Here is a 14,497-nt window from a genome sequence, read left to right as displayed (position 1 = left end):
GGAGCGGTGAACAAGATGCCGAAGCCGAAGCTCGGCTTCTATTTCACGGAGGACGACGTGCGGCGGGCTCGGGACAACGTCGGCCGGCTGCCGTGGGCGAAGGCGGCGTACGAACGGATGAAGCGCGGCTGCGACGCGCTGCTCGAGCTGTCGGACGACCATCTGTACGGCGTCGTCCTCGGCATGCGGCACGAAACGTTCGCCTACGGCGTCGCCGGCTGCCCGCATTGCGGCAAGCCGTTCAAGACCGCGACGGACGACCCGCGCGAGCTGGTGTCCGATTTGGCGTTGTGGCCGCTGAAGCGGGTCGCGTGCCCGAACTGCGAAACGCGATTTCCGAACGAGCGTTATCCGGACGACGGGCAAGGGTTCAAGATCGGGGAAAAAGGCTATTACCCCGTCGGCATGTGGAACTTCCACTACGGCGGGGAACTGCTCGGAGGCGTGCGCGATCATGAAGGCGCGGTGACGAAGCTGACCTATCTGTATATGCTGACGGGCGACGAGGCGTATGCGAGGAAGGCGATCGTGCTGCTCGACGCCTTTGCCGCGATTATGCCGGGTACGATCGGGCCGCGGGACTTTACGCCGTTCGGCAGCGATTTCGAGATCGGCCGGCTGCATCTGCTGACGAGCATCGTCCACCGGGTGAAGGTGTTCCTCGCCCACGACTACGACTGGCTGTACCGCCGGCCGGAGCTGGACGAGCCGTCGCCCGCTCTCGCGAAGATCGGGAAGAGTGGCACCGTCCGCAACAATATCGAGGCGATGCTGAACGAGTACATGCTGTCGGAGCCGGGCGGACCGGTTTACGATTTGCGCGGCGGCAACTTGTCCAACCTGCAAAACCACGAATCCGACGGCGTTCGCGCGATGCTCGCGGTCGGCCTCGTGCTGGACAACGAAGAGTACCGCGATTGGGGCGTCCGCGCGGTGGAGGCTTACTATTACAACGCGATCGGCCGGGACGGCATGTACTACGAAGGCTCCTACGGCTACAGCCTGTTTACGGCATCCGTCTTGTTGGATGTCGGACTGCTGGCCGCGCGAGCATCGACGCCGGAACGTTTGGCGGAGTTTCATCCGTTCGGCTGCGATCGCTTTTTCCGGTTCGCCGTCGTCAATCCGCTCGACATGATGGTCCAGGGACATCTTCCGAGCTACGGAGACTGGGGGAGGGACCGTGCGGAGAGCCGGGAGCCGGACGCCCGACTGCTGTTGGAGACGTATCGGGCCGCCCAGCAGTTCCGGCAATTTTCGCCGGATGCGGGAATCCGGGAAGCGGCCGAATCGACGATGCGCAAGCTGTATCCGTCCGTACGGGACCGGTTGGGCGGCAAAGGATTCGATTTGTTTTTCGGGCATGCGGCGGAGGAGGAGGCGCATTCGGAGGCGGGGAACGGGAAACCGTTCGAGCTTCCCAAAGGTCTTACATCGAAGGGGCAGGCCGGCATCGTCGTACTCCGCGACCGCAACGAGACGACCGCCTTGCTTCGATACGGGCCGAGCAACACGCATTCGCACGACGACGTATTGGCGATCCAGCTTTATGCGTACGGCCGGGAGCTGTCGGCGGATATCGGCTACGGCATATACGGCACGAACGCGCACTTCGGCTGGGCGAGCAAGTCGATCGCGCATCATACGGTTGTCGTGAACCGCGATGAAGGGATGAAAGCCGGCCAATTGTATAAGCCGTTTGCGGGAGGCGAGCTCGGGTTCGTTTTCGAGTCGGAACGGGTTACGGCTGCGGAGGCGAAGGCGCCGGGGCTGTACGGCATCGAAGCGTACCAGCGGATGGTCGGCCTCGTCCCGATTGACGCGGCGACTTCCTATGTCGTCGATTGGTTCGAGGTGGAAGGGGCCGAGACGGCCGACTATGCGTTTCACGCGTTTCACAAGAAGAGCGAGCTAAGGCTGGCGGGCGTAGTAGCGGCGGCGGACGAAGACGCATGGACCTTGTCCGGGGCGGATGCCGCGGAGAGGGGCTCGCCGAAGCTTTACTTCGACGAGCCGGGGAAAAGCTTCGGCGAGCGGCTGTCCACCGGAGAGACGTTCACCGAGTTTGCGGGAGACGAGCGTCCGCTCGGCTGGACGTCGGAGCCGAACAACGGCTACGGGTATGTGTTCGACGTTCGCGCTTACCGGCCGGGGGCGAGCGGAGCGTTCGAAGCGGTGTGGACCGAGAAAGGCGGACACGGCCTGCGGCTGTTCGGTGTCGGCGATCCGTCCGACCGTCTGTACAGCGGGCTCGGTCCGAGCCTGGACGGAGACGTGCGTCATCCGTTCCTCGTCTGGCGAAGCCGCGAGCCGCGCAAACGGTTCGCCGCCGTCCTGCAGCCGTACGCGCCGGGAAGCGGCGGTCGTGCCGTCGAGAGCGTCGCCGCCGTCGAGGCGAGCGGGAGGAAGGCGTCCGCGCTTGCCGTTCGGCTGTCGACGGGGGAGACGGACTATTGGGCGTACGCGGCCGAAGAAGGCGAAATCCGGGTGAAGACGGAGTTCGGGGAATGGCTCGTCGAAGGCCGGTGCGGCTGGCTCCGGGTCGGGCGCGACGGACGGCCGATCGCCGGCGAGACGATATGCGGCGTGTCGATGCGGTTGGCCGGAGCTGTGCTAGACGTACGCAACGCCCCGGTGCGGCTGCGCGTTACCGGTGTCGATATCGAAGGCGATACGATTACGGTGGCGGAAAACGTTCCGGAGCGGTGGCGCGGCGTCGCGTCCGCGATTACGATCCGCTCGTCCCGAACGGGCCGCACGTCGACGTACCCGGTACGCTCGGCGGCCGGTCGCACGATCGTTCTCGGCGAGTCGGTCGTCCTGTCGAAGGGCATCGTCGCCGATGCCGCGGACGCCGTGCTCGAAAGCCGGTACCCGCTGCCGCTCGGTGCGGATCCGGCGTTTCCCGGAGCGCCGTCGCCGTTCGAAGGCAAGACGGTGCTGGGCCGGTACGGCGGGCTGGCCGTCATTCGCGGCGTTCCGGCGATGAAGACGCTCGCGGTCGAGACGATCCGGCCGTTCCGGACGAGCGAGCCATTCGACATCGCGGACGTCGAGCCCGGCGACGAAGCGACGTTTGCGTAAGCGGACGAACGTTTAGCGTGATCGAAACGCCGACAAAGGTCGATCGACTTTTGTCGGCGTTATTTTTTTCGGCCGAGCGTCTCGGCGATACTGCGTGTGATACAATAAAGGTTAATGATTTGGTGGACTGACGCATTCAAGAGGACGGTGATTCCGATATGTTTTACGTCAACGCTAGGGCGTTCATCGAGCGCGAAACGAACGGAGCGGTAGAAATCGTCGTCCAGACGCGCTCCAAGCCAGGCGAGCCGGAAAGACTGGAGCTGCCGGGCGGGCGGCTGGAGCCGTTCGAGCCGATTTTGGACGGTTTGCGCCGGGAAGTGTACGAAGAAACCGGATTGACGGTCGATCGCATCCGGGGGCAAGAAACGAGAGTCGATACGAAAGGGATGAACCCCGCTTTCGAGGTGGAGTGCATGCGGCCGTTTTGCGCGTACCAGACGATCAGCGGTCCCGTCGACTCCGTCGGGATGTATTTTCTTTGTACGGCAACGGGGGAGCTGTCCGGGAGCGGAGACGATACGACAAACGTCCATTGGGAGTCGGTCGAAGACGTGCGCCGGCGGATGGCCGAAAATCCGCTGCAATTTTCCGATGTGGATCGGGCGGGCATTTTATTCTACTTGAAGCACCGCTTTTCGGACTGAACGGGAACGAACGCGGAGAAGGACAACCCGACCTTCTTGTCGAATCAAGGAAGGATAGAGAGGAGGGATGAACGATGGGCAATGTGTACCACGCTTTCGACCACGAGTACGAGCTGTACGTGGAAGAGCATACGGGAGGACGGTACCACGTCGTTTTGAACGTTTATGCGGAACGGGAGCCCGTCGTCCTGCATGCGTATTCGGCGAAGGAGGAAGCGATCGCCGCGGCGCAGACGTTTCCGAAGCTGTATCGGATCGCCCAGCAGCGGGGGTTTCGGTTGGACGGCCAATATTTCGAGCATCCCGACGGCCGGTCGGTGCACGTTTCGTTCGCGATGGAGCCGGGAACGACGACGGATCGGTTCATGAAGGTACTGGTCTGAATTTTATTAATATCATTAATGATTAATGATTAATGACATGAATGGGCGGCCTGTTCCGCCTTTCGTTTTGCTTGTATCGCAGAAGGTGACGTATGAACGACTTTCCAAAGACGGGAGACGTTGCAGCGTGAACGACGGACAAACCGGGCTGCGGGCGCAGCCGCTTCTCATTGCGAATGCAGGGAGCGAGAATTACGCCGTTTATACGGATGTGTTGAAGCCGTATCTCGATCAACTGGGCGTCGTCTGCGACAGCGAGCGCTGGAAGGAGCTTGAAGTTGAAGGGCGGCAATGACCGCTTCATACGGGAATCCAGACGGTCGCGATCTTTTCGCGGCCTTTTTTGTTTCTCGTTTTGATTCTCGATTGGATGGTTATTGGCGCGTTCCAATTGGATCTTTTCAAACGGATTGGCAGTGTTACACTGAATTGGAGTGAACCAATGCTACGGCGAAGCGGAAGGGAGCGAGGCGGATGAACATCTCGATCGATCGGGACAGCCCGGTTCCGATTTATAGGCAAATCAAACGGCAAATCCGCGACAAAATCGACGCGGGCTTGCTCGCTCCGGGATTCCGGCTTCCCCCCGAGCGCAAGCTGGCGGAGCTGCTCGCGGTCAACCGGAGCACGGTGCTGAGCGCCTACGACGAGCTGAAGGCGGAAGGTGCGGTCGAATCGTACGTCGGACGCGGCACGATCGTTCGAAGCTCCGAACGAAGGGACAACGGGGAGCGGCCGCATGAGGCGGAGCGCCCGTCCGCCCCGGCTCCGCTCTATTGGAAGCCGCTGCTGGCGCCCGGGGCAGGAGGAGGCGGCTCGTCGCTCATCCGCGACCTGCTTGCGCTGCCGAAGCGTCCGGACGCCGTCTCGTTCGGCGTAGGCGTGCCCGCCCCGGACGAGGAGCTGAAGGCCGAGCTTGCGGACATCGCGGGCAAGCTGTTCCGCGAAGGCGGAGACGAATCGACGCTGCTCCACAGTCCCGTCGAAGGGTTTGCTTCGCTACGACAGACGTTATGCGAACGGATGAGCCGATCCGGCATCCGAACGACGAAGGAGGAGGTGCTCGTCGTGTCCGGGGCGCAGCAAGGACTCGACCTGATCGCCCGGACGCTGCTTTCCCGCGGCGATTGCGTGCTGGTGGAGGAGCCGACGTACTTCAGCGCGCTGGAAACGTTCCGTGCGGCGGGCGCCGACGTCATCGGCATTCCGGCCGATGCGGACGGCCGTCTGAGGCTCGATGCGCTGGAGGCGATGCTGCGCTACCGCCCGAAGTTCGTGTACGTCATCCCGTCGTACCAAAACCCGTCGGGGCGGCTCATGGACGCCTCCACGCGGGAGGCGCTTCTCCATCTCGCCTACCGCCACCGGACGCCGATCGTGGAGGAGGACCCGTACAGCGCTCTCGGCTACGAGGGAGCTCCTCTCCCTCCGATCAAGGCGATGGACTTGTACGACCATGTCGTCTACGTGGGCACGTTCTCCAAGCTGATCGGCCCGGGCTTTCGCGTCGGTTGGATCGCCGCGCCGAGGCAGCTGGCGAAGCCGCTTGCGGCGATGAAGCAAATCGCCGATCTGCATACCGGCTCCATCGCCCAAAAGCTGGCCGAGTCGGCACTCCGGGAAGGAGTCGTCGACCGGCAAACGGACAAAATACGGGTCGCCTATCGGGAGAAGCGGGACGAAATCGTCTCCGCACTGAAGCAGTACGCGGTTCCGGGCATGAGCTGGGAAACGCCGAAGGGCGGCCTGTTCGTCTGGGTCCGTCTGCCGGACGGCGTGAACGGCTCCGGCCTGGCGGTGCGCGCCTCCGATCGGGGCGTCGACTACATTCCGGGGACGCCCTTCTTCGCGGACCCTCCGCACGCGGATTATATTCGGCTCAACTTCGCCTGCGTCGACATGGGGCGCATCCGCGAAGGCGTGCGCCGGCTTTGCGCGGCGGTTCAAGACGTCCTGGGCGAGGAACGTCCCGACGACCTGCCCGGCGAGCCGGGAACGATACCGATCGTATAAACGAGAAGGAGTGATGGAAGATGACGGATTCATTGCGCTTCGCGGCAAGGATGGAATCGATCAAGGCGTCGGAAATACGCGAGCTGCTCAAGCTGACGGAGCGGCCCGACATGATATCGTTCGCGGGCGGCTTGCCAAACCCGAAACTGTTCCCGGTGCAGGCGCTGGAAAGCTTGTCGGCGCGCGTCATCCGGGATTGCGGGAGACAGGCGCTTCAGTATGCCGCCACCGAAGGGTACGGCCCGCTGCGCGACAAAATCGCCCGACGGATGAACCGCAAGCTGGACGTAAACGTGACGGCCGCGAACCTTTTGATCACGAGCGGGTCGCAGCAAGGGCTCGATTTGACGGGGAAAGCGTTTCTCGACGAAGGCGACGTCGTGCTGTGCGAAAGCCCTTCGTATTTGGGGGCGATCCAGGCGTTTACGCCGTACCGGCCGACCTTCATCGAGGTCGACACCGACTCGGACGGCATGAATCCGGATCATTTGCGGCAGCTGCTGCAAACGGTTCGGAACGTCAAGCTCATCTACGTCGTGCCGGATTTTCAAAATCCGACGGGCCGATGCTGGTCTCGCGAGCGGAGGGAGCGGCTCGTCCGGCTGGCGGACGAATTCAACGTCATTGTCGTGGAGGACCATCCTTACGGGGATCTGCGCTTCGAAGGAGAGCCGCAGCCGTCCGTGCTGTCGTTCGATCGCGAGGGGCGGGTCGTCCATCTCGGTACGTTCTCGAAAACGTTTTGTCCGGGTTACCGGATCGGGTGGACGGCCGCCTCTCCCGAGGTGCTGAACAAGTACGTGCTGCTGAAGCAGGCGACGGACCTTCATACGTCGAACGTCGGACAGCGGGTGATCGATTCGTATTTGGAGGAGAACGATTTGGAGAACGATATCGCGGCCATTACGGACGTTTATCGGAGGCAGCGGGACGTCATGTTCGAGTCGCTGGCGGAGCATATGCCGGAGGGGGTTTCGTACGAAAAGCCGTCAGGAGGGTTGTTCGCATGGGTCGAGCTTCCCGAAGGGATGGACGCGCGCAAGCTGCTCGTCCGAAGCTTGGAGGAGAACGTCGCCTTTGTGCCGGGCGGGGCGTTCTATCCGAACGGCGGCCGGGAAAATGCGATGCGTCTCAACTTCTCCACGATGGACGAACCGCGCATCCGCGAAGGCATTCGCCGGCTGGCCGGCGTCGTGCGTGCGGCTGCCGCCGGGATCGGTTCCGGCGCGTAGCCGAAGCGTCGCCTTTATGCGCTGGCGTTGCCGGACGATGCGGTAGGCGAGGAAGGGGAGTAAAACGATTCCAGCTCCTCGTCGGTGCAAAAGCTGCAGCTGGACAGCCGGTTTGCGGAACGCAGCTTCAAGTCCAGCATGTTGAGATGGTGCAGGAGCGACTGGCGCTCGTTCTCGTCGTGGGAAAACACGATGCCGTATTCGTATATCGTATCGGTATGGGACGACTTGCGGACGATCGTGCCCAAATGTTTATGCTCGGTATGGAACAAGCGGAACCGGAATTCGAGCAGCAGGTCGGGATGGATCGGGAAGTTATGCTTCGCATGTATGCGCATGCCGCCCGCTCCGAGGTCGTGAATCAGGACGACGGCGAGCTTGGAGTCGATTTTCTTGTTGTTCAGCCCGATGATCTTCAAGGTGCCGGACAGCGGGACCGGCAGCATCAAGCGGAAGTAAGATCGTTTATTATCCGATGACATCTGCGCACCTTCTTTCTGATACGGTTATTATACAATATCGGACTTGTCCCGTGCACGCCGGATGTGCCGGGATTTTTTGTTTCGTGGAGGCGAGAACGGCTTAGATGTTGCTCTCCGCGGCGGATTCCTGATAAGATGGACTTACTTTAGTCGGAGGTGTTCCTTTTGACCCATTCCATCCGTTTGAGGTAATTGGAGGTACAGGACGAATCGCTCAACCATTTTTTGTCAGAGTGGTATGGGCTTATTCAGTTTGTGCTTTTTCATGTTACCCGGACGAAGGCATGAGGTTTTTTTGCGCTGTTCATTAACTAACGCGCGAATAAACAAGCGTCGGCGACGCTTGATCAAAAGGAGATAATCCACGATGCACCTCTCATGGAAAAAAACGTTTGCGATCTTTTTCGGCGGGCAAGTTTTTTCGATATTAACGTCGTTTATGGTTCAATTTTCGATCGTATGGCATTTGACGGTTACAACGGGCTCGGCCGCGGTACTGATGATCGCCGGGCTTTGCGGCTTTTTGCCTCAAGCGCTGCTCGGCCCCTTCAGCGGCGTATGGCTTGACCGCTGGAACCGCAAAATGACGATGATCGTAGCGGACAGCACCATTGCACTGTTCAGCTTGATTTTGGGCGCTTGCTACTTGCTTGGCGAACCGGGCTTGGGAATCATATATGCGATCCTGGCGATTCGCTCCGCCGCTTCTTCGTTTCACGCTCCCGCCTTTCAAGCGGCTATTCCGCTCATAGCGCCCGAAAACCAATTGACGCGCGTGGCGGGCTGGCACCAAACGATCCTTTCCTTTTCTAGCGTAATCGGTCCGGCGATTGGCATCGCGGCTTACTCGGCTTCCTCCCTCGGAACGGTATTGCTGCTGGATGTGGCCGGTGCACTGATCGCCAATCTAATGCTGGTGTTCGTCAAAATTCGTCAGCCGAAGCCGCAGGTTGTCCAAGCGCCGTCGTTCGCCGCGGAATTCAGACAAGGCTGGGAGGAGTTCTTTGCCGTAAAACCGATCGTCACGGTCACGATCGCTACGGCGATTTTCGGCATCGCGTTTATGCCGCTCGCCACTTTGTTTCCTTTGATGACGCTGTCCCATTTCGGCCGAGGCGGTTATAGCGCAAGTCTGGTGGAAGCCGCCTTCGGAATCGGCATGATCCTCGGCGGTGCCATGCTCTCGGTCCTCGCAACGAAATGGAAGGATACGGCCTTTATGAGCGTAAGTTTGACGGTTATCGGGATGACCTGCGTTTTGAGCGGCATCATTCCCGGAAGCGTCTTTGCCGGGTTCGTCGTCCTGTCGTTTGTAATGGGTGCGGCCGCGCCTTTGTACAACGGACCTTTTATGGCCATGATCCAGAAGTCGTTCGAGCCGGAAAAGCTGGGTCGCGTCATTTCGCTCGTCACGAGCTTTACGCTGCTTTCGTCCCCGATCGGACTCGCGACGGCGGGACCGATCGTCGACAAGTACGGGGTTCAGTCGTGGTTTCTGGGATCGGGAGTCGTTATCGTGTTAACGGGCATGCTCTTATTATTGAAATTCCAACGCAAATAACGCGCCTCAATCGGTATTGCGGGTTTTTGGCATGGAGTCGAATGAACGAAGTCCTCTCGCTAGATGCGGGAGGGCTTTTTGGCCGTCTTTTAATTACGCGACGAAGGCCAGCTTCACTCTTGGGGGGGGGGATAAGAGGGGGGCTCCCCAAAAGTAATCGGACTACGCGACAAAGGCTAACTTCACTTTTGGGGGAATAAGAGGGGGCTCCCCCGAAAGTAATCGGAATACGCAACGAAGGCCAGCTTCACTTTTGGGGGAGGTCTTAGGTATACTGGTATATATTTCGAACGGCGGCTAACGTTAAGCCGCCTTCGACCGATGGGGGAACTGGCATGACGGCTTTACCGATCGAATCCGCGCTTCCCGAGCTGCGGCGACAACTGAACGAACGCGGCAGCGCGGTGCTGGTCGCCCAGCCGGGGGCGGGCAAAACGACGCGGGTGCCGCTCGCGCTGCTCGACGCGCCGTGGCTGGCCGGCCGGCGCATCCTGATGCTCGAGCCAAGAAGGCTCGCCGCTCGCTCGGCCGCCCGCTTTATGGCGTCCCTGTTCGGGGAGGAGGTCGGCCAGACGGTCGGCTACCGCGTCCGGATGGATACGCGGGTCGGTCCGAAGACGCGGATCGAGGTCGTCACCGAGGGCGTCCTGACGCGGCTGCTGCAGGCGGATCCCGGCCTGGACGGCGTCGGCGCCGTCCTGTTCGACGAATTCCACGAGCGAAGCCTGCACGCCGATCTCGGCCTGGCGTTATGCCTCCAATGTCGGGCGCTGTTCCGCGACGACCTGCGACTTCTCGTCATGTCGGCGACGCTCGACGCCGCTCCGGTCGCGGAGCTGCTCGGCGGTGCGCCGGTCATCGAGAGCGGCGGGCGGGTCTTTCCCGTCGAAACCCGCTATTTGCCGGACAAGCCGGAAGGGAGACTGGAAGAGACGGTCGCTCGGGCCATCCGGCGCGCCTTGGCGGAGGAGGCCGAAGGCGACCTGCTCGTCTTTTTGCCGGGAACCGGCGAAATTCGCCGAGTCGAGGCGCTGCTGGCCGATCGGCTCCAGACCGATCGGGGGCGAATCCGGATTTTGCCGCTGCACGGCAATTTGCCGCAGGACGCGCAGGACCGGGCGATCGCTCCGTCCGAGCCGGGCGTGCGCAAAATCGTGTTGTCCACATCGATCGCCGAGACGAGCTTGACGATCGAAGGGACGCGCATCGTCGTCGACAGCGGCTGGATGCGCGTGCCGAAATTTTCGCCGCAGACGGGCATGACCCGTCTCGAGACGGTGCGCGTCTCGCTCGCCTCGGCGGACCAGCGGAGAGGCCGGGCCGGACGGCTCGGTCCCGGCGTATGCTATCGGCTGTGGACGGAAACGGAGGAGCGTACGTTCGCGCCGCACGGCACGCCCGAAATCGCCGAGGCCGATTTGGCGCCTCTCGCGCTGGAGCTGGCCGCTTGGGGAGCGGCCGATCCGGGCGAGCTGCGCTGGCTCGACGAGCCGCCGGCCGCGGCCTACCGGCAAGCGCGCGAGCTGCTGACGCAATTCGGCGCGCTTGCGCCGAGCGGCGCCATCACCCCGCACGGCCGCCGGATGGCGGAGCTGGGCATGCACCCGCGCCTCGCGCATATGGCGCTTCGCGCCGTGCCGCTCGGGCTCGGCCCGGCCGCGTGCGCCCTGGCCGCGCTGCTGAGCGAGCGCGACGCGTTCCGCCGCGTCTCGTCCGCGCCGTCGCCGGTCGCCGCCGACCTGCGGCTGCGGCTCGAGGCGCTGCTGCGGCACGGCCGCTCCGGCGCGACCGGCGAGGCCGCTCCGGCCTACTCCGGCATGACGGCGGACGCCTCCGCGCTGCGAAGAGCCGCGGCCGCGGCCGCGGATTGGAGGCGGGCGCTCGGCCTGTCCGGAGAAGGAGGCCGCGAGCCGGATGTCGATGCGTGCGGGCTGCTGCTGGCGCTCGCGTATCCCGACCGGATCGGACAAAACCGCGGAGGCGGCCGGTTTTTGCTCAGCAGCGGTCGGGGCGCCGCCTTCGCCGAGACGCAGACGCTTTCGTCCGCGCCGTACATCGTCGCCGCCGAGCTCGACGATCATGGGGCGGAAAGCCGGATCGCGCTGGCGGCGCCGGTCGATGTGCGCGAGCTGGAGCGGACGTTTCCCGAACGGTTTGCGGAGGAGTCGATCGTCGAGTGGGACCGGTCGACGCAGTCGGTTCGGGCCCGCCGCCGGAAGCGGCTCGGCGCGATTGCGGTAACCGACGTGCCGCTCTCCAAGCCTGGCGGCGAGGAGACGATTCGAGCGCTGCTCGACGGGTTGGCGGTCGAAGGGATCGGCATGCTGCCGTGGACGGGAGCGGCGCGCCGGCTGCAGCAGCGCGTCCTGTTTTTGCGGAGGCACGACGCGGATTGGCCGGACTGGTCGGACGAGGCGCTGGAACGGACGGCGGAAGAATGGCTCGCGCCGCATGTCGCCGGCATACGCAGCCGCGCCGAGCTGCAAAGCTTGAACCTCGTCTCGGTTCTCGAGGCGGCGCTTCCTTGGGAGAAGCGCAGAAGGCTGGACGAATGGGCGCCGACGCACTTGACCGTGCCGAGCGGCTCGCGGTTACCGGTCGATTATGCGGACCCGGAGGCGCCGTCCTTGTCCGCCCGGCTGCAGGAGCTGTTCGGCTGGACGGAGACGCCGCGCATCGGAGGGGGGAGAGTGCCGGTGACGATCCGCCTGCTTTCGCCGGCGCAGCGGCCGGTTCAGGTGACGCGGGATTTGGCGAACTTTTGGCGGGAAACCTATTTCGAGGTGAAAAAAGATTTGAAGGGCCGTTACCCGAAGCATTACTGGCCCGACGACCCGATGTCGGCGGTGCCGACGAACCGGGTCAAGCCGAAGCCATAAGTGCGGCCGCGTGTCCTCGCTTTTCTCAGAAAGACGGTATCCATGCGGAATACGGCTCGCCGGCGTCGGCCGGGAGCCGTTCGATCCGTTTACCGGCATCTCCGCTCGATCCCGGTCAACCCGGGATTCGCTCCGGGAGGGCGGCGGCGGCGCATTCGCCGTCCAGCCAGCGGCGCAAGGGCGGGTACTCCTTCAGGCTGCCCGAGTAAACGGGACGGAGAAGGGCGGAACGGCCCAAATCGCCGGGAGTCGTCAGCTCCGGGCATTTGTCGACGAGCGAGACACCGCCGGTGAGCGCCACTTCCGAAACGAACTGGGAGCAGAAGTAGGCGTTTTTGCGCTTCAGCCTGACGTTGAGCATGACGCCGAATAAGCCGAGCAAGTTGTATTTATAGTCGTCCTCCCGCTTTTGCATCTCGCGGACGGTACGGCGAATGCGGTCGTAGGCGGCTTTGCCGACCTCGCATACATAGAGAGCGCACGTCGTGTCATGGTCTTCGTTCAAAAACAACGGTCCGCGGATCGTTTCCTTCACGAAGCCTCCGCGAAACGGATTGCTTTCGCACTTGCGTCCGAAGCTGTATACGTCACGGAGCTCGGCATCAAACGCGATGGACGCGTGGTTGTAGGGCTCTTTCGTATACGCCTTGATCGTTCTCGTCAATAGCGTTCCCGTATCGGTCAGAAGAATGTACAATTTCTTCTTGTCCTGCATCGTTTATCGCACCTCTTACGACTTTGTTGACTTCATTGTAAAGGAGGCGCCCGCGATCCAAAACGGACCACTGTCGGAATCGGTTCTGGACTTAGGTCGGGGAAACGATGCCCGACCCGGGGAACCGGACGGGCTTCCGGAGAAACGGGAGACGCCAAAAGGAAATTCGTGCTATGATGAAATCGAGGCGAACGGATGACACCGAAGATCGTTTCCACACGAGAACGCCCAATCCCAACGACGAGATGGCGGTGATCCGATGAACGACCGAATACCGCCTGTCGGCGCCGGACCGTCGGCGACCCGGGACAGGAACGGTGCGGCGGCCGATTGGACGGACGACATCGAGCTGCTGCAGGCGCGCATTCGCGAGCTGCGCCGGGTATCGCGGCTTGCCGGGGAGGCGCCGTCGGCGGAAGCCGACCGGCCCGAGGCGAGCGACGGCCGGCATGCGGGAGGCGCGACCGGCCGGTCGATGCTGGAAAGCTTGGCTTACGGCCAAACGGTCAACGTCCGCTACGAACGCCCGAAACGGATCGTGCGCAAGCAGTGGCGCTCGGCCAACCTGTACGATACGACGCTCGGTGACGGCCTGATGCCGGACGGCGGCTGGAAAAACGGGGACGGACGCGGCGATCGGTAGCGTCCCGTCGGCAACATGCGAAGCGAGGAGAAGGAATGCGAATCGTATTTTTCGATTCCGGCGTGGGAGGGCTGACGGTGCTGCGCGAAGCGTGCCGCATCCACCCGTCGGAAAGCTACTTGTATTACGCGGATACGCTCAACGTGCCTTACGGCGTGCATACGAAGGAGGAAGTGCTCGGCTTCGTCGCCGGCTGCGTCGACGACATGATGCGAAGCTATGACGTGCGGGCGATCGTCATCGCCTGCAATACGGCGACGAGCGTCGCCGTCGACGAGCTGAGAAGGCGGTACCGGTTCCCGATCATCGGCATGGAGCCCGCGGTCAAGCCCGCGCTGCAAGCCGTCCGCGAGTCGGGAAGACGCGTGCTCGTAACGGCGACGCCGCTGACGCTCAAGGAAGACAAATTTCAGCGGCTCGTGCGGAGTCTCGAGGCGCCCGATGCGGTCGACACGCTCGGACTGCCCGGTCTCGTCCAATTCGCCGAGGAAGGCGTGTTCGACGGACCGGACGTGCGCCGCTACTTGCGCGAGCAGCTTGCGGCGTTCGAGCTCGAACGGTACGGGGCGATCGTGCTCGGGTGCACTCATTTCGTTTTTTTCCGCGATGCAATCCGGGCGGAGCTTCCGGCGCACGTCCGGTTGATGGACGGCAACGAAGGGACCGTGAACCAGATGCGGCGGCTGCTCGGATTGGAGGCGCGTCCCTTGGAGGGAGGCCGTCTCGTGCCGGATATCGCGTTCATGTCGTCAAAAGGAACCGAGGAGGACAGGCGAAGGCTGGAAATGTGCTTCGGGAGGCTGTGACGAGGCGTTCCAAACGGCTTCGCCATTTAGAAGAGCAGTCGGGACCGGCCCT

General features: G+C 62.6%; 12 protein-coding genes. 10 read left to right on the top strand and 2 right to left on the bottom strand.

Going from position 1 to position 14,497, the window contains the following annotated elements; genetic code table 11:
* The first annotated feature begins 15 nt into the window (after window positions 1–15).
* The 6 genes from DLM86_RS08725 to DLM86_RS08705 all read left to right on the top strand — a co-directional run bounded on the left by DLM86_RS08725 (window position 16) and on the right by DLM86_RS08705 (window position 7,359).
* Window positions 16–3,084 (top strand): heparinase II/III domain-containing protein, encoded by a 3,069-nt coding sequence (locus DLM86_RS08725; RefSeq protein ID WP_245954482.1) that lies wholly within the window; start codon window positions 16–18, stop codon window positions 3,082–3,084.
* Between the two features lie 158 nt (window positions 3,085–3,242).
* Complete coding sequence (locus DLM86_RS08720) at window positions 3,243–3,731, top strand: NUDIX domain-containing protein (protein WP_110839592.1); 489 nt, start codon at window positions 3,243–3,245, stop codon at window positions 3,729–3,731.
* A 74-nt stretch (window positions 3,732–3,805) separates the two neighbouring features.
* On the top strand, window positions 3,806–4,114 hold the full coding sequence (locus tag DLM86_RS08715) for a hypothetical protein (protein ID WP_110839591.1): 309 nt from the start codon (window positions 3,806–3,808) through the stop codon (window positions 4,112–4,114).
* 127 nt (window positions 4,115–4,241) lie between these two features.
* Window positions 4,242–4,409 (top strand): hypothetical protein, encoded by a 168-nt coding sequence (locus DLM86_RS32035; protein WP_158289396.1) that lies wholly within the window; start codon window positions 4,242–4,244, stop codon window positions 4,407–4,409.
* 179 nt (window positions 4,410–4,588) lie between these two features.
* Window positions 4,589–6,127, top strand: a complete 1,539-nt coding sequence (pdxR, locus tag DLM86_RS08710; protein ID WP_110839590.1) for a MocR-like pyridoxine biosynthesis transcription factor PdxR — start codon at window positions 4,589–4,591, stop codon at window positions 6,125–6,127.
* Between the two features lie 20 nt (window positions 6,128–6,147).
* The gene (locus DLM86_RS08705) at window positions 6,148–7,359 is read left to right on the top strand and encodes an aminotransferase-like domain-containing protein (protein ID WP_110839589.1); all 1,212 of its coding nucleotides are present in this window, start codon (window positions 6,148–6,150) and stop codon (window positions 7,357–7,359) included.
* Window positions 7,360–7,373: 14 nt separating this feature from the next.
* Here DLM86_RS08705 and DLM86_RS08700 read toward each other — a convergent pair whose 3' ends face one another.
* Entirely contained in the window at window positions 7,374–7,841 is a 468-nt protein-coding gene (locus tag DLM86_RS08700) for a PilZ domain-containing protein (RefSeq protein WP_110839588.1), read from the bottom strand.
* Window positions 7,842–8,208: 367 nt separating this feature from the next.
* Between DLM86_RS08700 and DLM86_RS08695 the strand changes: the two genes are divergently transcribed.
* Window positions 8,209–9,402: an MFS transporter gene (locus tag DLM86_RS08695; protein ID WP_110839587.1), complete on the top strand. Its 1,194-nt coding sequence runs from the start codon at window positions 8,209–8,211 to the stop codon at window positions 9,400–9,402.
* A 335-nt stretch (window positions 9,403–9,737) separates the two neighbouring features.
* Complete coding sequence (gene hrpB / locus DLM86_RS08690; RefSeq protein WP_110839586.1) at window positions 9,738–12,281, top strand: ATP-dependent helicase HrpB; 2,544 nt, start codon at window positions 9,738–9,740, stop codon at window positions 12,279–12,281.
* 115 nt (window positions 12,282–12,396) lie between these two features.
* Here hrpB and DLM86_RS08685 read toward each other — a convergent pair whose 3' ends face one another.
* Window positions 12,397–12,996 (bottom strand): hypothetical protein, encoded by a 600-nt coding sequence (locus DLM86_RS08685; protein ID WP_211326495.1) that lies wholly within the window; start codon window positions 12,994–12,996, stop codon window positions 12,397–12,399.
* Window positions 12,997–13,255: 259 nt separating this feature from the next.
* Here DLM86_RS08685 and DLM86_RS08680 point away from each other — a divergent pair, with 259 nt between their 5' ends.
* Window positions 13,256–13,639, top strand: coding sequence for a hypothetical protein (locus DLM86_RS08680; protein ID WP_110839585.1), 384 nt, complete (start codon window positions 13,256–13,258; stop codon window positions 13,637–13,639).
* Between the two features lie 35 nt (window positions 13,640–13,674).
* Window positions 13,675–14,445, top strand: coding sequence for a glutamate racemase (gene murI, locus DLM86_RS08675; protein WP_110839584.1), 771 nt, complete (start codon window positions 13,675–13,677; stop codon window positions 14,443–14,445).
* The last annotated feature ends 52 nt before the right edge of the window (window positions 14,446–14,497 follow it).

It is taken from the genome of Paenibacillus flagellatus (assembly GCF_003217775.1).
In the GTDB taxonomy this organism is placed as follows: Bacteria; Bacillota; Bacilli; order Paenibacillales; family NBRC-103111; genus Paenibacillus_AB; species Paenibacillus_AB flagellatus.
The sequence above is the reverse complement of the archived record's forward strand: the minus strand, read 5'-3'. Positions and strand labels throughout refer to the sequence as shown.

Coding starts and splice junctions, on each gene's coding strand:
- DLM86_RS08725 (WP_245954482.1), top strand. CDS start 16: ATGCCGAAGCCGAAGCTCGGCTTCTATTTCACGGAGGACGACGTGCGG.
- DLM86_RS08720 (WP_110839592.1), top strand. CDS start 3,243: ATGTTTTACGTCAACGCTAGGGCGTTCATCGAGCGCGAAACGAACGGA.
- DLM86_RS08715 (WP_110839591.1), top strand. CDS start 3,806: ATGGGCAATGTGTACCACGCTTTCGACCACGAGTACGAGCTGTACGTG.
- pdxR (WP_110839590.1), top strand. CDS start 4,589: ATGAACATCTCGATCGATCGGGACAGCCCGGTTCCGATTTATAGGCAA.
- DLM86_RS08705 (WP_110839589.1), top strand. CDS start 6,148: ATGACGGATTCATTGCGCTTCGCGGCAAGGATGGAATCGATCAAGGCG.
- DLM86_RS08700 (WP_110839588.1), bottom strand. CDS start 7,841: ATGTCATCGGATAATAAACGATCTTACTTCCGCTTGATGCTGCCGGTC.
- DLM86_RS08695 (WP_110839587.1), top strand. CDS start 8,209: ATGCACCTCTCATGGAAAAAAACGTTTGCGATCTTTTTCGGCGGGCAA.
- hrpB (WP_110839586.1), top strand. CDS start 9,738: ATGACGGCTTTACCGATCGAATCCGCGCTTCCCGAGCTGCGGCGACAA.
- DLM86_RS08685 (WP_211326495.1), bottom strand. CDS start 12,996: ATGCAGGACAAGAAGAAATTGTACATTCTTCTGACCGATACGGGAACG.
- DLM86_RS08680 (WP_110839585.1), top strand. CDS start 13,256: ATGAACGACCGAATACCGCCTGTCGGCGCCGGACCGTCGGCGACCCGG.
- murI (WP_110839584.1), top strand. CDS start 13,675: ATGCGAATCGTATTTTTCGATTCCGGCGTGGGAGGGCTGACGGTGCTG.